The 22021-nt window shown below is 61.8% G+C and carries 19 protein-coding genes and 2 pseudogenes; 14 read left to right on the top strand and 7 right to left on the bottom strand.

Annotation, left to right across the window (positions count from 1 at the left end; all coding sequences use genetic code 11):
* Positions 1-145: 145 nt before the first annotated feature.
* Both nfsB and DXT59_RS18370 read right to left on the bottom strand, forming a co-directional pair.
* Positions 146-799: an oxygen-insensitive NAD(P)H nitroreductase gene (gene nfsB, locus DXT59_RS18375; RefSeq protein WP_116138297.1), complete on the bottom strand. Its 654-nt coding sequence runs from the start codon at positions 797-799 to the stop codon at positions 146-148.
* A gap of 54 nt (positions 800-853) precedes the next feature.
* Positions 854-2077 (bottom strand): L-dopachrome tautomerase-related protein, encoded by a 1224-nt coding sequence (locus DXT59_RS18370; RefSeq protein WP_116138296.1) that lies wholly within the window; start codon positions 2075-2077, stop codon positions 854-856.
* 106 nt (positions 2078-2183) lie between these two features.
* Here DXT59_RS18370 and DXT59_RS18365 point away from each other — a divergent pair, with 106 nt between their 5' ends.
* The 5 genes and pseudogenes from DXT59_RS18365 to DXT59_RS18345 all read left to right on the top strand — a co-directional run bounded on the left by DXT59_RS18365 (position 2184) and on the right by DXT59_RS18345 (position 7114).
* Positions 2184-3113, top strand: coding sequence for a LysR family transcriptional regulator (locus DXT59_RS18365; protein WP_116138647.1), 930 nt, complete (start codon positions 2184-2186; stop codon positions 3111-3113).
* Positions 3114-3264: 151 nt separating this feature from the next.
* On the top strand, positions 3265-4467 hold the full coding sequence (locus DXT59_RS18360) for an MFS transporter (protein WP_116138295.1): 1203 nt from the start codon (positions 3265-3267) through the stop codon (positions 4465-4467).
* A 96-nt stretch (positions 4468-4563) separates the two neighbouring features.
* Positions 4564-5508 carry a TIGR03571 family LLM class oxidoreductase gene (locus DXT59_RS18355; RefSeq protein WP_116138646.1) on the top strand — a complete coding sequence of 315 codons (945 nt, stop codon included), beginning with the start codon at positions 4564-4566 and terminating at the stop codon, positions 5506-5508.
* A gap of 49 nt (positions 5509-5557) precedes the next feature.
* Positions 5558-5953 (top strand): annotated as a pseudogene (locus tag DXT59_RS18350) (aldo/keto reductase); the annotation flags it as partial.
* 45 nt (positions 5954-5998) lie between these two features.
* On the top strand, positions 5999-7114 hold the full coding sequence (locus DXT59_RS18345; protein WP_116138294.1) for an alkene reductase: 1116 nt from the start codon (positions 5999-6001) through the stop codon (positions 7112-7114).
* Between the two features lie 90 nt (positions 7115-7204).
* Here DXT59_RS18345 and DXT59_RS18340 read toward each other — a convergent pair whose 3' ends face one another.
* Positions 7205-8302: a lactonase family protein gene (locus DXT59_RS18340; RefSeq protein ID WP_116138293.1), complete on the bottom strand. Its 1098-nt coding sequence runs from the start codon at positions 8300-8302 to the stop codon at positions 7205-7207.
* Between the two features lie 44 nt (positions 8303-8346).
* A complete protein-coding gene (locus tag DXT59_RS18335) occupies positions 8347-9924 on the bottom strand; it encodes a methyl-accepting chemotaxis protein (RefSeq protein WP_116138292.1) in 1578 nt (525 codons plus the stop codon).
* A gap of 269 nt (positions 9925-10193) precedes the next feature.
* Here DXT59_RS18335 and DXT59_RS18330 point away from each other — a divergent pair, with 269 nt between their 5' ends.
* A complete protein-coding gene (locus tag DXT59_RS18330) occupies positions 10194-11540 on the top strand; it encodes an MFS transporter (protein ID WP_116138291.1) in 1347 nt (448 codons plus the stop codon).
* Between the two features lie 113 nt (positions 11541-11653).
* Positions 11654-12994: a glycoside hydrolase family 28 protein gene (locus tag DXT59_RS18325; RefSeq protein WP_338065184.1), complete on the top strand. Its 1341-nt coding sequence runs from the start codon at positions 11654-11656 to the stop codon at positions 12992-12994.
* 25 nt (positions 12995-13019) lie between these two features.
* On the opposite strand, the gene DXT59_RS18320 is transcribed toward DXT59_RS18325, so the two are convergent.
* On the bottom strand, positions 13020-13406 hold the full coding sequence (locus DXT59_RS18320) for an alpha/beta fold hydrolase (RefSeq protein ID WP_240324571.1): 387 nt from the start codon (positions 13404-13406) through the stop codon (positions 13020-13022).
* Positions 13407-13764: 358 nt separating this feature from the next.
* Here DXT59_RS18320 and DXT59_RS18315 point away from each other — a divergent pair, with 358 nt between their 5' ends.
* On the top strand, positions 13765-14679 hold the full coding sequence (locus DXT59_RS18315; RefSeq protein WP_116138289.1) for a haloalkane dehalogenase: 915 nt from the start codon (positions 13765-13767) through the stop codon (positions 14677-14679).
* 118 nt (positions 14680-14797) lie between these two features.
* Here the strand turns inward: DXT59_RS18315 and DXT59_RS18310 are convergent, their stop codons facing one another.
* Positions 14798-15961, bottom strand: coding sequence for a response regulator (locus tag DXT59_RS18310; protein WP_116138288.1), 1164 nt, complete (start codon positions 15959-15961; stop codon positions 14798-14800).
* 854 nt (positions 15962-16815) lie between these two features.
* Positions 16816-17724, bottom strand: coding sequence for a LysR family transcriptional regulator (locus DXT59_RS18305; RefSeq protein ID WP_116138287.1), 909 nt, complete (start codon positions 17722-17724; stop codon positions 16816-16818).
* A 121-nt stretch (positions 17725-17845) separates the two neighbouring features.
* Here DXT59_RS18305 and DXT59_RS18300 point away from each other — a divergent pair, with 121 nt between their 5' ends.
* From DXT59_RS18300 to DXT59_RS18270, 6 genes and pseudogenes are all read left to right on the top strand, one after another.
* Complete coding sequence (locus tag DXT59_RS18300; RefSeq protein ID WP_116138286.1) at positions 17846-18559, top strand: type 1 glutamine amidotransferase domain-containing protein; 714 nt, start codon at positions 17846-17848, stop codon at positions 18557-18559.
* A 102-nt stretch (positions 18560-18661) separates the two neighbouring features.
* Positions 18662-19456 (top strand): SDR family NAD(P)-dependent oxidoreductase, encoded by a 795-nt coding sequence (locus tag DXT59_RS18295; protein ID WP_116138285.1) that lies wholly within the window; start codon positions 18662-18664, stop codon positions 19454-19456.
* 492 nt (positions 19457-19948) lie between these two features.
* Positions 19949-20158, top strand: a complete 210-nt coding sequence (locus DXT59_RS18285; RefSeq protein WP_116138645.1) for an Imm52 family immunity protein — start codon at positions 19949-19951, stop codon at positions 20156-20158.
* Between the two features lie 492 nt (positions 20159-20650).
* On the top strand, positions 20651-20980 hold the full coding sequence (locus DXT59_RS18280; protein WP_240324570.1) for a helix-turn-helix domain-containing protein: 330 nt from the start codon (positions 20651-20653) through the stop codon (positions 20978-20980).
* Positions 20977-21249, top strand: a complete 273-nt coding sequence (locus tag DXT59_RS31225; protein ID WP_240324569.1) for a HipA N-terminal domain-containing protein — start codon at positions 20977-20979, stop codon at positions 21247-21249. Before DXT59_RS18280 ends, DXT59_RS31225 begins: the two co-directional genes overlap by 4 nt.
* A gap of 424 nt (positions 21250-21673) precedes the next feature.
* Positions 21674-22021, top strand: a pseudogene (locus DXT59_RS18270) (IS21 family transposase); the annotation flags it as partial.

The raw sequence follows: 22021 nt of genomic DNA, 5'->3' as shown, positions 1-22021 counted from the left end.
CAGTCGGCGGACTTCAGCCGATATGCTTAGCGATGAAGGAGGCGGCCGCGACCAAAAGCGCACACGAGCCGATCAATCGGCTCGTCGAATACGACGACGGCGGCGAGAACGCCGCCGCAAGCCTTCAGCAGAACGCCTGAGCCAATCAAATAAACGTGAAGACCTGATCGCGCGGCAGGCGGGATTTGGGCAAGCCGGCGTTGAAGTCTTCGTCGCTACGATAGCCAAGCGAAACAAGGACGACACTCGTCAGCCCCCGCTCGCGCAGACCGAGGCTCGCATCGAGCGCCCGGCTGTCGAAGCCTTCCATGGGCGTCGCATCGATACCGAGCACCGCCGCGCCGAGCAACAATCCGCCGAGTGCGAGGTAGACCTGCTTTTCCATCCACTGCGCCGTATCGCGCCGTTCGTACTTGTGCATATCGACGTATGAACGGCGGGATTTATCTTGGCCCGCACGCATCTCGAGCGTCTTGAAGCGCCCGTCCGCCGATTCGCGCTCGAGAATCGCTTCCAAGTGAGAATCGTCCAGATCGATCCGCATGCACATCGCGATCACATGCGAGGCGTTGATTACTTTCTGTTCGTTGTAGGCATAGGCACCCGTCGTCGCGGCGGCGATCCGAGCGCGGCCCTCGGCCGTCGACGCAACGACAAAATGCCATGGCTGCGAGTTGACGGAAGACGGTGACTGGTGCAGCGCAGTCAGTAGCGTCTCGACTTGCGCATCGGGCAAAGACTTGCCAGCCTCGTACGCTTTTACGGTATGGCGTGCATGAACGGCATCAGCGAGATTCATATGTGTAGCTTGGGTGTGGGTGGGAGGTGATATAGATCGAAGAGATCAAACGGATTAAAGCGTCGGAGCGGGACCGGCATCGATGCGAACGCGGAACAGGGCGTACGGAGGCCGGCGCAGATCCTTGCCACCGTGAAATACCGGCTGCCGATGCAATTGATTCGCGGTGAAGTAGAGGTAACCGTCCGTGGCAACCGAAAGCGTATCGGGCCACAGCACCCGCGGATCATGCACGATCGTTTGCCACTCGCCGCCCGGCTGAAGTTTGCGAATCGAGTCATGCTCGTAGTCGCCGGCGTAGACATTGCCGTGCTCGTCGCTGGCCAGGCCATCGGATGCGCCTTTATCCCCGAGATCCTTCACGGCCGCGGCAAGTCGAGCTTCGCTTACCGACGGATCGCGCAACAGCTCGGTGGGAATCGCATACAGACGACGGCTGGAAAGCGGGCTGTAGTAGAGCGTTTCGCCGTCGGGCGAGAGCGCGATGCCGTCGGAGGCTACCGAGAACGGCTTGATCGCGCCGTCCGCGTCCTGAATCCGAAGCGATTCGCCTTCGACGATGGGGACGAATTTCGGATCGGCCGACGTCGATACGTCGCCGGTGAGACGCCGCACGGCCTTTCCGGTGTTCAGGTCGACCACGATCAAACCGCCCACACCGCTCAGCGACGAATCGGTCACATAGGCAACGCCTGCTTTTCCGACGCGAAAATCGAAGCGCATGTCGTTCACGTACGTTTGGGGGCGCATGACGTTCGCCGGAAACACGATGGTTTTCACGACGCGATTCGTCTTCAGGTCGATCGCGACCAGTTTCGCTCCACCCGCGAGGGGATTCGAGAAGTGCGGCGCGGCGGTGTCCAGCACCCACAGACGGCCATTGCCGTCGGCAACGACGCTTTGAACGCTCAGAAAACGCTTGGCGGGATGCGATGCGTCGGCACGATTGATTTCCGCATTGGGATACGCGACGACCTGGCCGTCGCGCAATTCCCCAACCGTAAACGGTACGTCGTCGCCCCACCGGGGGAAGTTCACGAAAATCCGGCCGGTCGGCGTCACCGTGACTCCCGTCGGCATCGGGCCGGGGAAGGTGGCGACGGTTTCGATGGAACCGATGGTGCGCTCGGTCGCCTCGACTGTCGGTGGCGTGCCGGCCCAAGCCTGCGTCGAAAAGATCGACGCAGCGGAAATGACGATACCTACACCGATAGCGACCGCAACCGCCCTGGGACGGGCTAATGAAGACCGCTTGCTGCCTTGCTGCGAGAAACGCATGCCTGTTCTCCCAATTTGTCCGGCGTTCCGGATGGGCGATCTTGCCTGAGCGCATCTAGAAGAAAAATCCGTTAAATTAGGCAACACTTTCACTCCAGGAATGAAAATGATTCGCTTCGACGACCTGCGACTGTTCGTGCGGACGGCGGCGCTAGGCAGCTTCTCGAGTGCGGCCAGGGAAGCCGATCTGTTGCCGGGCCAAGTCAGCGCGGCGATTCAAAGACTCGAACGCGATCTGGACGTGCGCCTGTTCGCGCGCTCGACGAGAAGCCTGAAGCTCACCGCCGAGGGCGAACAATATCTTCCCTATGCAGAGCAAGTGCTTTCGATGCTGCACGAGGGACGCGAGCGTCTGCATGGCAGCATGCATGCCCTTCGAGGCACGCTCAGGATCACCGCTCCGTCGGACCTCGGACGCAATGGTTTGCTGCCGTTGCTCGGCGCATTCCGCGATATGCATCCGAAGCTGATCTTGAAGCTTTCCGTGTCCGATCACGTGATCGATGTCTTCCGCGATCCTGTCGATGTGGCCATTCGCTACGGCGCCCCCGAGACTGCGAGCTACGTTGCGCTTGCGCTCGCGGAAAACAATCGCAGAGTACTGGTCGCTTCTCCGCAATACTTGCGGCGGCGTGGCGTCCCGAGCTCGCTCGATGAACTCGCGTCGCACGACTGCCTGCCTTACGTGCTCGGGGGACGAGTCTATGATCGCTGGTGGTTCCCGGTGGGAGGGACGCGACGGCAGGTCACGGTGAAGGGCGTTCTGCTTTGCGACGACGCGGAAATAGCGAGACGCTGGGCCGTCGAAGGCCGAGGAATCGCCTACAAATCGTGGCTCGACGTGCACGAGGATGTCAAAGCCGGACGGTTGCAAATTCTCCTGCCGGATCATCCGGGAGAAAGCGCGCCGCTGAACCTGGTGTGCCCGCACCGTCGGCAGTTCTCGCCGGCCGTGAAGTATCTGCACGCGCATCTCAGGGAACACATCGCGCCAATGTCTCTCGCTATGCGCGAGTACGCCGGCGCATCGGCGTAGTAGCCGGCCCGATGAGCGCCGGCCGGCATCGCCCGGGACATCGCCGCCGATTATTGATTTCAAATCAAAACAATTTGGTTCATAGGCCGGTTTTTCTGCAAAAGTAAAGCGGGCACACTGCGGTTCATCCTTATCGGAACAGGATCGCATCATGTCACTCGCCTTGCTGGCGCTGACGATCAGCGCCTTCGCTATCGGCACCACCGAATTCGTGATCGTCGGGCTGATCCCGACCATCGGCACCGATCTCGGAGTGAGCCTGCCGTCGGCCGGGCTGCTCGTTAGCCTTTATGCGCTCAGCGTTGCAATCGGAGCACCGTTGCTGACCGCGCTCACCGGCCATGTACCGCGCAAAACGCTGCTCGCCGGACTCATGGCGCTGTTCACCGTCGGCAACCTCGTCGCATGGCAGGCGCCGGGCTACGAATCGCTGATCGTCGCGCGCGTGCTCACCGGCCTCGCGCATGGCGTGTTCTTCTCGGTCGGCTCGATCATCGCAACCACGCTCGTGCCGAAGGACAAGGCGGCGAGCGCGATCGCCACGATGTTCAGCGGGATGACCGTCGCGTTCGTCGCCGGCATTCCGCTCGGCACCTTCGTCGGCCAGCACTTCGGCTGGCGCGCGACATTCCTCATCGTCGCGCTGTTCGGCCTTGTCGCGTTCGCCGGCTCCATCGCGTTCGTCCCGCGCCATCTGCCGCAAACGCCGCCCGCCCCGCTCGCCCGCCAGATTCGCGTGCTCGCCCAGCCACGCCTGTTGCTCGTTTATGCGATGACGGCGGTCGGGTACGGTGGCTCGTTGATCGCCTTCACCTACATGGCGCCGCTGCTCGAGCGAATCGCCGGCTTCACGCCGTCGCAGGTCAGCCTCGTGCTCGTCGGCTATGGCGTATCGGTTGCGTTCGGCAACGTTTGGGGCGGCAAGCTGGCCGATAGGGTCGGTCCGGTAAAGGCGCTCAAGCGAATCTTTTTGTTGCTGGCACTCGTGCTGCTCGCGCTGACTTTCACGGTGCACGTGAAGTGGCTCGCGGTATTGACGATGCTCGCGTGGGGCGCCGTTGCATTCGGCAACGTGCCGGGCCTGCAGGTGTACGTCGTCAAGCAGGCGCGCCACTTCGCGCCGGACGCCACCGACGTCGCATCGGGCTTCAACATCGCCGCATTCAACCTCGGCGTGGCGGGCGGCTCGTCGCTTGGCGGGCTGGTGGTCGCGAACGTCGGCCTCGCGCACACGCCGTGGATCGGCGCCGTCGTGACCCTCGGCGCGTTCGTGCTCACCGCATTGAGCGGCCGCCTCGACCGCCGGCAAGGGCTGCCCGAACGCACGGCCGAACCCGTCGAACTGACTCATTGAACCGCACGCTTCGCGCACGTTTTCCTCATAGCGACGTTGCTCGATTTCCGCAGGCTGGAAAGCCGCCTGCCCTCAATTCGAACGGAGGCTACGATGATGCCCACCTCGCTCGGCAGGCTCACGGACGGCGGTTTCAGCATCGGCATCGAACTGCCGCTGGACAACGACTGGACCGCGGCCGGCGACGGGAAACGCCGGCATGACGGACGCCACCCCGGCGTCCCCGACTTGGAAGCGCATGCGGAACTTGCGCAACTGGCCGATACGCTCGGCTTCCGCGCGCTATGGGTGCGCGACGTGCCGGTGTACGACCCGTCGTTCGGCGACGCGGCGCAAGTGTTCGAAACGTTCTCGTATCTCGGCTACCTCGCCGGCATCACGCGCGACATCCTGCTCGGCACGGCGGCCGTCGTGCTGCCGCTGCGCGAGCCGCTGCTTACGCTCAAATCGGCTGCAACGATCCAGGAATTGAGTCGCGGACGCCTGCTGCTAGGCGTCGCGAGCGGCGACCGGCCGGTCGAATATCCGCTGTTCGGCCGCGACTTCGCCTCGCGCGGGGCCCGCTTTCGCGGCCAGATCGCGTTGCTGCGCGACGGCGCCCGCGGTCACCTGCCCCCCGGCCTTGAAATCCTGCCGACCACGCATTGGCCGGTGCCGCTGCTCGTCGCGGGCCTCGCGCAGCAGACCCCGGCTTGGATCGGCGCACACATGGACGGCTGCCTGGCGTATCCGGGCACGCCGGCCGATCACCTGCAACGCGCCGCGAACTGGCGGGCAGTAGCGGGCGACAAGCCGTACGTGAGCTTTATCCATCTCGACCTCGCGCAAGACCCGCGCGAACCGCTGCGGCGGCACCGCTTCGGCGCGCGAGCCGGGCGTGTCGCGCTAACCGAAGAGCTGGCGGCGCTGCGCGACGCGGGCGTACAACACATCGGCCTGCATTTCCGCCGCAACCAGCGTCCGCTCGACGAAACGATGCGCGAGATCGCATCGGACGTGCTGCCGGCGTTCCATGCGAAGGCGCAAGCCTGCGCGGCATAGCGCTCACGCCAACTTCATACGCGATATTCGCCTCTCTTAGGAGCATACGATGAGCAAGATTCCAGCATTCGGCCTCGGCACGTTCCGCCTGCAAGGCCAGGTCGTCATCGATTCGGTCCGCAACGGCCTTGAAGCCGGTTACCGGGCGATCGACACCGCGCAGATCTACGGCAACGAGGCCGAAATCGGCGAAGCAATCGCCGCATCGGGCATCGCGCGCAAGGACCTCGTTCTGACCACCAAGATCTGGGTCGAGAACTACGCGCGCGAGAAACTGATTCCCAGCCTCAAAGACAGCCTCAAGAAACTACGCACCGACGCAGTCGATCTCACGCTGATCCACTGGCCCGCGCCCGGCAACGGCGTCTCGCTCGAGGAATTCATGAGCGCACTCGCCGAGGCGAAGTCGCAAGGCCTCACGAAACAGATCGGCGTATCGAACTACACGTCCACGGCGAACCGGCCGCGGGCATAGAACAGGACGAACATCATGACCCAAGATCCGCTATTCCGACCGCTGCAATTGGGCGCGCTGACGCTGCCCAACCGCATTGTCATGCCGCCGATGACGCGCTCGCGCGCGAGCCAGCCCGGCGACGAAGCCAACGAACTGATGGCCGCCTATTACGCGCAACGCGCGAGTGCGGGGCTCATCGTCAGTGAAGGCACTTACATCGCGCCACTGGGCAAGGGATATGCATGGACGCCGGGCATTCACACGCCGTCGCAAGTGGCGGGCTGGCGCAAGGTCACAGATGCCGTCCACGCCGCACGTGGCCGCATCTTCGCGCAACTGTGGCACGTGGGCCGCCTCAGTCACACGAGCCTGCTCGGCGGCCGGCAACCGGTATCGTCCTCGCCGATCCAGGCGACGGGCGTGAACGTATTCATCGCCGGTGAAGACGGCAGCACGCCGGGTTTCGTGCAAGCGTCCGAGCCGCGCGCGCTATCCATCGACGAAATCCGCGAGATCGTCGATCAATACCGCATCGCCGCGCGTAATGCGGTCGACGCGGGCTTCGACGGCGTCGAGCTGCACGGCGCGAACGGCTATCTGGTGAACCAGTTCATCGACTCGAACGCGAATACGCGTACCGACGCATACGGCGGCTCGCTCGAGAACCGCTTGCGCTTCCTGCGCGAGGTCGCTCAAGCACTCATCGAAGGTGCGGGCGACGCCTCGCGCGTCGGCGTGCGCCTCGCGCCGCTGACCACGCTGAACGGCTGCGTCGACGACGACCCGCAGACCACGTATCTCGCCGCGGCGACCTTGCTCGGCGAACTCGGCGTCGGCTATGTGCATATCGCCGAAGCCGACTGGGACGACGCGCCGGAGATGCCGGTTCAATTCAAGCGGCAACTGCGCGCGGCATACCCCGGCGTGCTGATCTATGCGGGCGCGTATACCGCCGAGCGCGCACGCGAAGCGATTGCCGCCGGCTGGGCCGATCTCATCGGATTCGGGCGCCCGTTCGTCGCGAATCCCGACTTGCCCGAGCGTCTACGCACGGGGGCCGCGCTGGCCAAGCACGACCGCAAAACGCTCTTCGGCGGCGGCGCACGCGGCCTGACCGACTATCCGTCCCTCACGCAAACGGCGGCGTGACCCACGCCTCGCGAACGTGCCGCCCGAAGCCCTCCGTCGGGCGGCCGGTCATTTGCGCACCGCGCGGCTTACGCCCCGCGCCACATCGCGCTATTCGTTCGACCCATCGAACTGCACGACCTCCACCCAATTCGCCCCCTTGCCGACCGGGTACTGACCGATCCGGTCGAGCGCACCTGTTCGCGCGTCGATGCGATAGGCGCTCAATGTCGTCGATCGTTGTCCCACGGCGAACAAGTAGCGTCCGGATGGTGCGATGTTGAAGCCGCGCGGCTGTCGTTCCGTCGCATAGGTATTGATGCGCGTGAGCTCGCCCGTCACCCGGTTCACGCGATAGACAGCCAACGTGCTCGACGTGCGCTCCGACGTATAGAGAAAACGGCCGTCCAGCGCGAGGTGCAAGTCTGCACCCCAAGGCTTATCGCCCGAGAAGTCCGGCGGCAAGATCGAGATCGTCTGAATCGGTTTCACCGTCTGACCGGCCCCACGGAGCGCAAGCACGTGCAGCTTCCCGTCCAATTCGTCGATGAGATAAGCGAAACGCCCATCCGGCGAGAATACGAAGTGGCGCGGGCCTGAGCCCTTCGGCAAAGCGTAGGCCGGCATCGGATCTTCTGTCAGCGTGCCGGTGTGGCTATCGAACTTCAATCGCAACCACGCATCGGCGCCGAGCACCGAGGCGAAGGCATAGCGGTTGTCCGCCGAGGTACGGATGGCGTGCGCCATCGGGCCTGTCTTCACCGTCTGCAGCACTTCGCCCGCCACGCCGTTGCCATCGATTCGATTCACCGCCAGCAAGTTGCCGCCGTACGACGCGCTGAGCAGATAACGCCCGCTCTCATCGACGGACAGATAGGCCATGCTCTGTGCGAGCGGCGCGCGGGCGAGTTCGGTCAGTTTGCCGTCCAGCGGGTTGATCGCGAACGTCACGACACTGTACGGCTCCGAGCGCAACGCCGCGTACAGCTTGTGGTGATCGGGCGATAGCGCCATCGGCATCACGGTGCCGCCTACCGGCACCGTCTCGATACCGGTGAGTGCGCCGCTTTGCGCATCGGTGCGAAACACGGAGATATCGCGGCTGTCGGCATTAGCGACATAGACGAAAGTCGCCGCGTGGACGGCGAGCGAGGCAGCAAGCCCCAAGACGCCGAAGATGAAATGGCGCAAGGGCCCCTTTGTTTTCATGACGCTCCTTCTCGTGTTGTTTTCGTTGTCGATCCGCGCATCGTTCAGGCCAGCGCGCCGCTGCGCGTCATGGCACCGACACGAAACACGGACACCGCATCCTTCATCGATTGCGCCTGATGTTCGAGCGCACTCGCCGCGGCAGCCGCCTGTTCCACGAGCGCCGCGTTTTGCTGCGTGACTGCATCCATTTGGCCGACGGCGATGCCCACCTGCTCGATACCCACGGTCTGTTCACCGGTGGCCGTGGTGATCTCGGCCATGATCGCGGCGACGTTGCCGACCGCATCGACGATCTCGCCCATTGCCTCGCCGGCTTGAGCGACGAATGCGTTGCCGTTGCGGACATCTTCGATAGAGCTGGCGATGAGCGCTTTGATCTCGCGAGCCGCGCTCGCGCTGCGCTGCGCGAGCGTACGTACTTCACCTGCGACTACTGCGAAGCCGCGGCCTTGCTCGCCGGCACGAGCGGACTCCACCGCGGCGTTCAGCGCAAGAATGTTCGTCTGAAACGCGATGCTGTCGATCATGCCCGTGATTTCAGCGATCTTGCGTGAGCTGGCGCTGATCTCCCTCATCGTCTGGACAGCGCGGTCCACGACCTCGCCGCCGCGCCGGGCGCGTTCGGCCGCATCGGATGCCAACGTGCTGGCTTGCGAGGCGTTCGCGGCGTTTTGCTTCACGGTGGAGGTCAGTTCTTCCATGCTGGCCGCCGTCTCCTCTAGCGCGGCCGATTGCTGCTCCGTGCGGCTGGACAGATCGAGATTGCCCGCGGCGATCTCCCGTGCGGCCACGTGGATGGCGTCGCAACTATCGCGCACGCCGGCCACCGTGCGCGACAAGCCGGCCTGCATGCGGCGCATCGAGGCGAACAGCAACCCGATTTCGTTGCGCCCCGCGGGGGGAACCTCGACGGTCAGATCGTTCGATGCGATACGGTCAAGTACGGTGCAAGCGTCGGCCAGCGGCCGCGACACCGTACCTTGCAGAACGAAATGGCTACCGGCGACGAGCGCCAGTGCCAGCGCCACACCGACGCCCACGAGGCCGATCACCCACCGATAACGCAAGTTGCCTTGCGCAAGTGCCGCTTCCGAGAGCTGGTTCGCAAGCTGCTGGAACTTCTCCACGTTGACCGAATAGGCCGCGCCCGCGGCGGTGATATCGCTATCGTTGATCGCCGCGTAAGCACTGGCATCGCCGTTGCGCAACGCCGCGGTCGCGCGCGCGAGCGTGGCGGCCAGGCTAGTCGACGATTCGACGAGCTGCCCCCTCAATGCCTCGTCCATGCCCTCGAATCGAGGCGCGTTTTGCAGTGCCTGCGTGTCATGCGCCGCGAGCTCGAACGTCTTGCTGGCGCTTTGCAGCGCCGCATCGCGCGTGACCGTATCGTTACGCTCTTTAAGCGCGCTATACGCGCGAACGAGCGCCGAACGTGTGCGCGTCGTTTCTTTATACCCATCGTTCACGAGGATCGTCTCTCGCGCGATTTCGCGTAAGCGCTGCCCGTTGGCATTGGCTTGAGCGAGGGCAAGCACCCCTGCGATGCCGCCGATCGCGATCATCACACCGAAAAGAACCAATACCGCGAGCAGGCTCGCTCTCACCGTCATGTTGCGCATCGATTTCCCATCCGAATCTTGTATATCAATCAGGTCATGAACGCGCATTCCCCGCCAACCCAAGTTGTCTAACAATGTCGCTATCGTCCATTGCCCGGCATGCTTGGTGAAATCCACGTTTACCCTCAATTCTGCGACATTCCGTCCAATCGACATTGATTCCGCGCCTCATGAGCTATACGATCCTCCCTTACAAATTCGTCCAATGTCAGACAACGTGCCGCATTGCATTCGAGGCGTCGTAGTCCGCACAACAAGGGTCCATCAACATGGCTTTGAGCCGCACTGCAGCTTCGACCGAAGTCGCGAGGCGCACGAAGGTCCGTTACTTCATCCTCGCGTTGATCTTCGTTATCACGACGCTCAATTACGCCGATCGCGCGACGCTTTCGGTCACGGGTTCGGCCATCCGCACCGAGTTCGGGCTGGATGCTATCCGCATGGGGTATATCTTCTCGGCTTTCAGTTGGGCGTACGTCCTCGCGCAAGTACCCGCCGGCTGGGTACTCGACCGGTTCGGCGCGCGCCGCGTCTATGCGGGCAGTATCGTGCTGTGGTCGGTCTTCACGTTGTTGCAGAGCTCGATCGGTTTGCTCGGCAGCGCGGGAGCCGCGATCGCCGCCCTGTTTGCGCTGCGCTTCGCGATGGGCGCGGCGGAAGCGCCGGCCTTCCCGGCCAACGCAAAGGTGGTCGCGACGTGGTTCCCGGCGCACGAACGCGGCACGGCGTCGGCGCTATTCAATTCGGCGCAGTATTTCGCGGCCGTGGTGTTCACACCGCTCATGGCATGGATCACGCACGTTTGCGGATGGCGCCAGGTCTACGTCGTGATGGGCGTGGGGGGACTCGTCATCGGATGCCTGTGGTTGAAGGCCATGAAGAATCCGGCCGATCATCCGCGCGTGAATCGCGAGGAACTCGAACACATCGTACAAGGCGGCGGACTTGCGACCAGCCGGCGGAATACGGCGCCGGCCGAACGCAAAGGCGCGAGCTGGGCTGTCGTTCGGCAGTTGCTGGGTAACCGAATGCTGCTCGGCGTCTATCTCGCGCAGTACTGCATCAACGTGCTGACGTACTTCTTCCTTACCTGGTTTCCGATCTACCTCGTGCAGGCCCGGCACATGACCATCCTGCAGGCCGGTTTCGTGGCATCGCTTCCGGCCATCTGCGGCTTTTTGGGAGGCGTGTTGGGAGGCGTCACATCCGATGCGCTAATCCGCGCCGGCCGCTCGTTGACCGTGGCTCGCAAGGTCCCGATCGTCGGCGGCATGTTGCTGTCCACTTGCATCATCGGCTGCAACTACGTGGACAGCGACTGGATCGTCGTCGCGCTCATGTCCGCCGCGTTTTTCGGCAAAGGATTGGGCGCGCTTGGCTGGGCCGTGATTGCCGATACCGCGCCGAAGGAGGCAATCGGCTTGTCGGGCTCCTTGTTCAATATGTTCGGCAACGTCGCGGGCATCGTCACGCCGATCGTGATCGGCTACCTCGTGGCAACGCAAGGCTCGTTCAACGGCGCGCTCGCTTTTGTCGGCGTTAATGCGATCGTGACCGTGTTCAGCTATCTGGTGATCGTCAAGAAGATTGAACGTGTCGAGTTGCGGCCTGCTTGACTTATCCGAAACCGACGCGACGCATGGACGAATTTACGCGCTGTGTAGAACCCCCTCTACTATGAAAGGAGATGCTGATGAGAACAAAGAGAACCATCATGCTCGCGCTCGGGATGGGTTTGTCGACTACCCTTCTATTGATGCACCGCGCAGCCGACGCCGCACCGTGCAGCACGCCTCAGTGGAGTTCGTCGTCGAGCCAAAACACCGCCAATCTTCAAGCGGCGATCACTCAGTGCGCAGGGACCAGCAGCAGTCCTGGCCTGATCGATCTCACCGCGAACAACGGCGTATCGACCGCCGTCATCACGAGCGTGAGTTTGGCAAGCAACATCGTCCTCAAGCTCGAGAAAGGGTTCACGCTCAAGGGCTCGCCGTCGCAACCATCGGATAGCGCGATGCTGGTGGGCAGTAAGGTTTCCAATGTCACCATCACGGGCGCGGGCGCGATCGACGGCGACGGACAGGCCTACTGGCCGAGCGCGGTCGGCAAGAGCAACACCGCTCGCCCGAAACTGATCGCCATTACCGGCTCGAACATTCAGGTTGGGGCGAATTTTACGGATACCGGTAAGCCGCAATCGGTGGTGGCATTTCCCACCGCATCGAACGACCCAAGCAACGCATTGATCATTCGCAATTCGCCGAAGGAGCAACTCGTCATCGAGTCAGGCTCGAAGAACGTGACGATCGACGGCGTCTGGATCTATGCGAACCCCAATCGCAATTCGAGCGGTCAGGACCTCGCACCGAACACGGACGCTATCGACATCATCGGCACCGATGTCGCGACGATCAAGAATTGCTTGCTCGACACCGGTGACGACGACATCGCGATCAAGTCCAACGCCGGTCAAGCGGCAACGACCAACGTCAACATCAGCAACTGCGTGGTGGGTGGCGGCCATGGAATCTCGATCGGCGGTCAGGAAGCGGCCGGACATACGCTCGCCGATCCTGGGGTCTCGCAGGTGACGGTCGGCAATGTCGAATTCAACGGAACGGACTACGGCTACCGAATCAAGACGGATCAGACTGCGAAAGACAGCGGCGCCACGACCGGAGTAACGTACCGGAACACATGCATGATCAACGTCCAACAGCCGTTTCTGTTTACTTATACGTACGCCTCGGGGACGGGCGGGGATCTGCCGCTGATTGCGAACGTCGCTATCGATAATGTGATCGCGACCGGCTCGGGTACGCAGGGCGCAATCATCGGCCTCGCGAACAGCTTGATGGGCGTGCCCGCATCGGGCAATACGGGGATCTCGATCACGAACAGCAATATCGGCGGCGGGTCGGCGTTTACTGTTACCAACGGCGAGTTGCAAGTCGGCAGACATAGCAGCGTGAAAACGTCCCTAGGTACCAATGGCTCCGTCGTACCGGCCAACGACTCCGGTGCGACTTGGGCATGCCCGAGCTCGATAAGGATACCGGCGCAAATCTGAACAGAGCTGGGTTCAGGCGAGCCGCCTATCGAATGAAATCCTGGATCGCGGTGACGGTGGCCTTGGGGTTTTCTTCCATCAACCAATGGCGCGAGTCGGGGATAACGGCGCCCTGTACATTGCTGAAGGTCGCCTTGGCGACAACCACCATTTCCGGACCGAAGGATTTCTCGCCGCCGACGGCCGGGACCGCGATCGGCAGCGGGCCGTTGGTCAGGAACGCCTGGTCGTCGACAGCGTCCTGGTCGAACGCGTGAAACTGCTCGAAGCCGTCGTGCATCGCATTCGGCCGGGCATAAAGCTTGGCGTAATGGACGCGGCTCGCTTCATCGAAGTTCTTGGGATTAGCCGAGAAGTCATTCCAGAACCGGCCGAGGTAGATCCGCTCACGACCCTTGACGAGCCGTTCCATGTCGGGACCGTCAAACCGGCAATGCCAAAGCTGAGGATTTTTCAGAATCTCTTCCCAAGGGCCGACGCCGGGGATCGGGAAAATGCACGCATTTCCCGGCATACCTCGGGCGGTCGAGCACCTGTGCACAGTGCGAGCTTGCATCTCACGCCACATACCGAGAAGAACGCGACCATCACCTACCGGAGAGCAGGCGTCTGGAGCGGGGAAGAGCGCGGCAAACGGGCTCCTTCCCGTTCCAGCCGAATTATTCACTGTCAGTGCAGTGTCTCTTCACCGAGCACACTATTATCAACCGCGGCTCGCGTAACTAGGATTACTTCGTACCTCCAGTCCGAACCTCCCACGGAGCGCCGCTATGTCCCAAAACGCAACGCCTTCGCTATCACGCGTGCCAGTGCTCGCTTCTACGATGGCCTATCGGCAACAAGGACCGCAAGGCGCGCCAGTCGTACTATTTCTCCACGGCAATCCCACCTCGTCGTATATCTGGCGCAACATCATGCCCGCTGTCGCAGGCTCTCACCAAGCCATAGCGCCGGATCTGATCGGCTACGGGCAATCCGGCAAGCCCGAGATCGAATACCGCTTTGCCGACCATGTCCGATACCTCGATGCTTTCATCGAAGCGTTGGCGTTGGACCGCTTCTACATCGTCGCCCAAGATTGGGGTACCGCGCTCGCATTTCATTTCGCCGCGCGCTTTCCCGAGCGCGTGAAAGGCTTGGCGTTTATGGAGTTCATTCGCCCGTTCGATAGCTGGGACGACTTCCATCAAAATCCCCAAGCGCGTGCGACGTTTCGGAAGTTCCGCACCCCAGGGGTCGGCCAGGACCTCATTGAACGCGACAATCTTTTCCTCGAGCGGATCTTGCCGGGGTCTATCCACCGCGCGCTGACCGACGAGGAGCTCGCCGCCTACCGCGCCCCCTTCCCGACCGAGGAATCGCGCAAACCGATCTGGCGATTCGCAAACGAGTTGCCAATCGAGGGACACCCCGAAGACGTACATCGTTGGCTGACCGAAGCACACGCCGCGCTCAAGACATCGACTTACCCCAAGCTCTTGTTCGTTGGTACGCCGGGGGCAGTGGTGTCGCCGGCATTCGCCAGGCAGTTCGCGGCAACGCAGCTCAATATCCGGGTAGTCGAATTGGGCGCGGGCTTTCATTATTTGCAGGAAGACCACGCGGCGCGAATTGGCGAGGTACTCGTTGAATGGCTTCGATGCGTCGAGGGTGGTGTGACGCGCGCCCCGCGGTTAGCCGGGTAACCATCCGCATGAAATGACGGACTCAAAGCCCAGTTGATTCTATTGCCGCGAAAAGAGCTTAGGGCGAACGGCTCGTCGTCGACGACGAGCGCTGCGATTCGGTTGGCGGACATATTCATCATGTCGACCATCCTGATCTTGCGCTGGGCGGCACGGCACCAGGGTCGTTGGGATGCAAGGTTCCTGGCCCGCCCGGTTGTCCAGCGCGTTCGACGCTTCCCGGTATAAACGCGTTGAGCTTCTCGAGCAGCCGCGCGCGCACGTAGGGTTTGACAAGAAAATCGGATGCTCCGCCCGCGAGGCTTTCCATCACGACGGACTTTTCCCTGTGCCCGGTCAACATTATGACGGGTATGTGAGCGAACTGCGGGGCGGACTTGAGCCGGCGCATAAGCTCGACGCCATTCAGGTCGGGCAACTCGACATCCATGAGCACGAGATCGGGGCGATGCTTGAAGAGCATGCCGAGCGCCTCGGCGCCGCTGCCGGCACAAAGCAGGTCGACCTTCGTTCCGGCCAGCAGTCCGGTCAGGCGCGTTTGTTCGAAAGCGTCGTCGTCGACGGCGAGCACGACGGGCCGAACGGCTTCCGCAAGGTGCCGCATCGTTTGCGCAGCCTGGAGCTGCGACGCGATCGCGCCGGGCAACGCGGCGACGCCGCGGCGCAGATCTGCCAGAAAGGTCTCGACGTTTCGCATTCGCCATCGCAGCTCTTCAGCGCTCAGCGGACGGCCATGAATTGTCGCGCCCGTGCGCGCGATGGCGCTCGTTTCGTCGATGGCCTGCGTGAACTGTCGCGTGAATTCCGCCAGTGTCGGCTCGAGAGATGACATCCGATGCGCTTGCGCGGCGAATTGACCCAACGTTACGGACCCGGTTCCAGGCGGCTCCAACAGTTGCACCGCATGGTGAACGGCCATCCGGAGCCGCGGCGCATCGTTCGTTATCGGCCAGAACAAGACATAATCGTCGAACTGCTGCTTTTTGCAGAGTTCATAAGCAAGCCAGAGCTCATTCTTGTCGCACAGGACGATCGTCCTGTGCGGCACCGTATGAATAACCTTGCTAAGTCGATAGAGGCCGAGGTAGTAGCGTTGTGCCCCCTCCAGGGTGTCGAAGCTGAGCACGAGAATGCACGGCATGCGCTTTTCGAAATCCGCGATTGCGTACTCGGGCGTCGTTGACGTCTTGACGTTGGCGAATTCGTCGCGGAGCAGATACGCCACGAGGTCGGCATCCGCGACCGAGCGCGCGGCGACGAGGATCGAAGGGTCACGTATCATCGTCAAGCTTCAGTCAGGGTGAGCAAGAGGCGTTGAACTTCCTTGCGTACGTTGTCGAAGGCCATGTCGAATTGCGCGAGCCACGCGCCGGCGGCGGCCGGGTCGCGAAGCTCAGCACCGCCCCCTAGTCACTTGCGACCTGTGCCGTCGGATTGAATGCATTGGGCGTGAGCTGGTTGTCCAACGGACGGTAGCGCGATTGCGAAATCCATCACAACGCTCGCGATATGCGAGAAAGCATGCCTGGTCGTTGGCGAGGCAGAGCGCTTGCGTGCCTTGATCATTCAAAGGGAGGATCGTGGTTGAGCCTCGACACGGATGTGTGGTTAGCGATGCCCTTTGAACCGACCTCGGAAATGAATCACTATTGACAGTGATTCCGATCTTTCGAAAAGGTAAGTATTTGCCGCGAGCCGGCGGCGTCTGGCATTCCCATCAGCCGCTGATCGATACCCGCAAACTGATTGAAGCGTAGTAGGTGGCCTGCAAATTTCAAGGGATTTCGTGCCGACAGACGGACTTGCTGGATCATTGGCGATATTAAAACCACCAAATTAAGAAGGCATCCGAAATTCCGCGTGTGAGGCGGGTTGAGACTCAGACTCCAATGTTGAATCGTTTCTGCATTTATGCAATGCACGTAAATAAGTGTTTTTCAGACATCTTCCCACGAGAAAATCCCCCGATTGATTCATTGACCCATTGATTCAACCGCAACCTATTGCAGGACGAGAAGGAGGCGATGACTATCTGCTCTATGCGCGAACCAAACGTGATGCGCTCCTGCTTGGACTCCACGACTCGCGCCGGCCTTTTTATCGCGGGTCACCGACGAGGGAAATATCGCAATCGCTTCAAGCTTCGGCCGCCGACGTGACCAGCATGTCGATTAAGTTGCGGGACGCGGCCGACAGGCGGCGATGCGGCGCATAGACGACCGAAAACGGCCTTGTGCGACCTCGCAGATGGGGCAGCACTTCGACGAGACTCCCGGCCCGGATCCGCTCCTGAACGATGAAGTCATAGGTCTGGCAGATACCGGCGCCACTCTGCGCCATCGACACGACACCGAGCACATCGTCGGACACTGCGACGTTCGAAGCGGGTAGCCAATCGATGTTCCGGTCGCCGTCACGGAATACCCAGGGCGCGATACGGCCGCTGCTCGGCAGCATGAACGGCAAACAAAGATGGTGCTCCAGCTCGGCCACGTTTCCGGGCGTGCCGGCGCGGGCAACGTACTCGGGCGAAGCGACAAGGCACAGCGCCGCATCCTCGAGCTTGCGCGCGACCAGACCGCTATCCGGCAATTCGCCGAGACGGATCGCCAGGTCGAAACCCTCGGCCACGAGATCCACGTTTCTGTTCGAGATGTTCAACTCGACGCGAACGTGCGGGTGTTCCTGCGTAAACCGTCGCAGCAGCGGCGGCAGACGATAGTGCCCGTACGTCGTTGGGACGCTCAGCCGGACATGGCCGGTCAAGGTACCGCCGTGCCCCTGAATCGCCCGCTCGGCGTCATCGATCAGCAGAAACGCCGCCCGCGATTGCTCCAAATAGAGCCTGCCGTGCTCCGTCAGGCTCAACCGCCGCGTGGAACGGCGTAGCAACTGCGTGCCGAGCCGGGCTTCCAGGCGTGTGATGGCTCGGCTCAACACGGAAGGCGTGCTGCCCAATGCCACCGCGCCGGCAGTCATCGAGCCTTTTTCGACCACCGTCACGAATGCTTCCACGTCACCGAGATGGTCGAATTTACGTGCCATCTTGTCCTCCGAAGAACAAAACCTTTACTTTCGAGCCAGTTTATCTGCACCAAGGAGCCAAATAAAGTGCGTGCATCGTGACTGCATCGTGGAGTCACTCATTGAAATCCAGGAGCACAGCATGAATGGCGAACACCGCGACCGGCGGAATCTGTCGGTTCTATTCGTACTCACGAGCCAAGCGAAGAAAGGCTCGACCGGCGAGCCGACCGGTTTCTATCTCGGCGAAGTGACGCATCCGCTGGCTGAGCTCGATGCGGCCGGCATTCCCGTCGAATTCGCATCGATTCAGGGCGGCGAACCACCAGTCGACGGGCTCGATCTCGCCGACGAAATCAACGCGCGCTATTGGGGCGATGCCACTTTCCGCGACGCAATACGCCACACGCAGCGGCTGGACGATGTCGACGCGTCGAAATATGCGGCGGTCTTCTTTGCCGGCGGACATGGCGCAATGTGGGATTTTCCCGGCAATGCCGACGTGGAGAAGGTGACGCGCACGGTCTATGAGGCGGGCGGCGTGGTCGGCGCCGTATGTCACGGTCCGGCCGCACTGGTCGACGTGAAACTTGGCGACGGCACATATCTCGTCGCCGGCAAAAATCTAAGCGCATTCACGGACGAAGAAGAGCGGGCGGTCCAGCTCGATCGCGTCGTCCCCTTCCTGCTCGCGAGCACCTTGAAGCAGCGCGGCGCACTTCACCATCCCGCGCCGAACTGGACCGCCAAGGTCGTTGTCGACGGACGGCTCGTGACCGGCCAAAACCCGCAGTCGGCTTCCGGCGTGGGCGCCGCGATGTGTCATCTGTTGCTCACCGGTTCGCAACAAGCTTGAAATTTCCCGATGCGTCGCCGGCGAAATGCTGAAGCGGCCCAAGTAATGCCGTGCAATAGACCGGCAGTGCCGGTTCCTCGATGAGTAAAGGAGAAGCAAACCGTGGATCTGCAACTTGAAGGAAAAACTGCGATCGTCACCGGCGCCACTGCCGGCATCGGCATGGCGATCGCGCGAACGTTGGCCGCGGAAGGCGTGGCGGTCACGATCACCGGGCGGCAACGCGACAAGCTCGACGCGGCCGTCGCCGAGCTCTCGGCTGCCGCGCAGCGCGGCAGCGTACGTGGAATCGTCGCCGACGTGAGCGGCGATCGAGGCGTCACGGAACTGATCGATGCACAGCCGGACACGGATATTCTCGTGAACAATCTCGGCTACTACGAAGCAAAGCCGTTCGCCGAGATCACCGACGACGACTGGCTGCGGATGATCAACGTCAACGTGATGTCGGGTGTACGGCTGTCACGTCATTACTTTCCTCGCATGCTAGAGAAGAACTGGGGGCGTGTGATTTTCATGTCTAGCGAAGTCGGCGCATTCACGCCGCCGGACATGGTGCATTACGGTGTCAGCAAATCGGCTCAACTCGCGGTCTCGCGCGGAATGGCGGAACTGACGAAGGCGACCGGCGTGACCGTCAACAGCGTACTGCCATCGGCAACGCGCTCCGAAGGCATCGTCGCCTATCTTCGGCAAACCGCGCCGCGACCCGATATGACCGATGCGGAAATCGAATCGCACTTCTTCGACACGTATCGTCCAAGCTCGCTCATTGCCCGCATGATCGAGGCCGACGAGATTGCCGCGATGGTGGCGTTGCTAGCCAGTCCTTTGGGCGCGGCATCGAATGGCGCCGCGGTGCGCGTCGAAGGCGGCACCTACCGCTCGATCCTCTGAACAGGCGTCGCGATATGGGCGCCTCGAGCTCTGGCTCACCGGCGACTCGGGGCCCGTCGATTCCATCAACGACGTCATGCAGGTGGCCTCTTACTTTTGGCTATCCGAGGCAGACGCCAGGCGCGTACTCAATGAAGTATGTGCTGTGATTCTCAACTGGAAAGCTATTGCGAAATCGGCGCCGGTCGGCATGTCAAGCGACGACTTGGATGCCTTTGAACCAGCGCCGGAAAATCAGCAAATGCGGGTTGCGACGAGGCTGTCGGCGCAATAGACCTCAATAGTCGAACCCACAATTCGTGGCGCGCAAGGCGCGCTCGACAAGCTGCTCTTTGGTCGTCGCTCGGTCAAACGTGCCGGCAGTCCGATTTTTTCGCGGTGGTCATTTTCCTAAGCTTCAGGCTTCAACAACCGATCCTTCCTCCACGAGAGGAGCATCTCGCTATCTCGTTTTCCTCCGATCCCGACCTCCCTACCTGCCTGCGGTACAACATGCAACGCTTCATGCGCGGCTTACAAATCAAGCGCGAGCAGTTACCCGAGGCGGCGGAACTGGTGCCAGTCGTGGAAGGCGGTACGCGAAAGGGCACGATCATATGCAGCGTCTCCAGCGGCATCTTTTCCATCGACAATCCGGAGCATCTGCGGATTGCAAACGCAATAGAGGTGAGATTGGCTGACCAGGACCTCTTGCCTAGGTAGCGAAGCCGTTGGGTGGTTTAGATAAGGAACGACCGGTGGCCAGTGGTCGCTGATCGGCTGACGTTGTAGCGCCGAATCGCTTGGAGGAACCAGGAAGCGAGCTTACTACCTGACTGGCAAGGGAACGTTGACGAAATGTGAAGGGTTGGGATGCCCAAAACGGAACGCTCTGCCCCCCCTTACAACCGTCGAACGGTGGGTCGGGTGGGATTCGAACCCATGGTGGCCTCTCGGAGGCGGATTATGAGTCCGGTGGCCCTCTGTCCGGCTGCTTCACGTGTCCGCCATCGAGCTTTTCTCAGCAATGCACCTTAACCGATCATTTATTGTCGGTTTTATGTCTTAAGCAGCCAAATATGATCGGTTAAGTCTGAACGACGTTGACAGGTCTTGCTGACCTGGAGCACAATGTTTCGACCTGGCCCGAGATCGCTTAGCGATCAAATAAGCACCTTTATGATTTCTAAGCGGTCAAATATGCCTAGTAAGGATGTGATCGAATCGCTCCCAGCCCCGGTTACACGCGCCTTAAAAAAGCTCGGCGCGGACTTGGCATTGGCGCGCCGCCGCCGCCGTCTAACCCAGGCATCGATGGCTGAGCGGCTGCGCGTGTCCGAGGTCACCGTGCGTCGAATGGAGCATGGTGACTCCGGGATCTCGCTCGGGACTATCGTTCAGGCATTCTTCGTTCTGGGCGAGCTCGACAAAATCACCCGGTTGCTCGACACGGCGTCGGACGACATCGGCCTATCGCTCATGAACGAACAACTCCCTCGGCGCGTTCGCAAAAAGCGAGTCGCCCCAGATTCGGGAGCCTTATGACCAAACCGGCGATAAAACAAACCGTCAAGGTAGCCCTAGGTGAGGCGGGACGCCCTGTTGGCACGCTTACCTACAGCAAAGACGGCGGCCGTGAATTCACGACGTTCGCATACGACACCACGTGGCTCGCGGCGCCGGATCGCTTCGAATTGTCTCCCGACCTCCCGCTCGTCGAGGGACATCAGTTCCGCAAGGCGCCCTCAAAGGACGACTCGGTTTTTCACTTCGCGTTCGCGGACACCGACCAGATGGTTGGGGCTGCCGCGTGATTGCGCGCGACCATGCGAAGCGGCGCAAGGCGGCCCATACCGCGGGTACCCCCGGGGCCAGCGCCGCACTGACCGAGATGGACTATCTGCTCGGCGTCGACGACATAAGCCGCATCGGCGCACTCCGCCTACTCGACGCATCGGGCAACTTCATGCGTACAGGCGAGGACGGCTGTCGCGGTACACCACCGCTATTAGAACTCGCGCACCTCCTCAGCGCTACCCGCGCCGTGGAGATGAACAAGGAAACGGAAGCCGACCTGAAATACCTCCGAGGCCGCGGTACGTCGCTAGGCGGCATGCGACCCAAGTGCACAATTCTCGATGAGGACGGACACTTAGCCATCGGCAAGTTCCCGAGCGTCAAGGACGACCGTAGCGTCACGCGCGGAGGGAGGCTGCGATGGGCCGACGGAGAATCGAGATGCATCAATATCGACAGGTTCTCGTGCGCATGCGCCACGGGGATTCCGAGCGCGAGCTGGCGCGCTGCCGCTACATGGGCCGACGCAAGCTCGCCGCACTGCGAGAGTTGGCCGAACAATGCGGCTGGCTCAGGCCCGACGCGCCGCTACCGGATGACGCCGAGATCGCCGCGGCGCTCGGCCCACCGCACAAGGCGCGGTCGACTGTCTCAGGGCTCGAGGTCCACCGCGCCTTAATTGCGTCTTGGCTCGAGCAGAACGTGCCCGGCACCGCGATTCTGGCCGCATTACGGCGCGAGCACGGCTACACCGGCAGCTATTCGTCGGTGTATCGCATGATTGTTTCG

The organism is Trinickia diaoshuihuensis (assembly GCF_003390925.1).
Classification (GTDB): Bacteria; Pseudomonadota; Gammaproteobacteria; order Burkholderiales; family Burkholderiaceae; genus Trinickia; species Trinickia diaoshuihuensis.
Note: the sequence above shows the minus strand (reverse complement) of the source record. Positions and strands in the feature narration are given on the sequence as shown.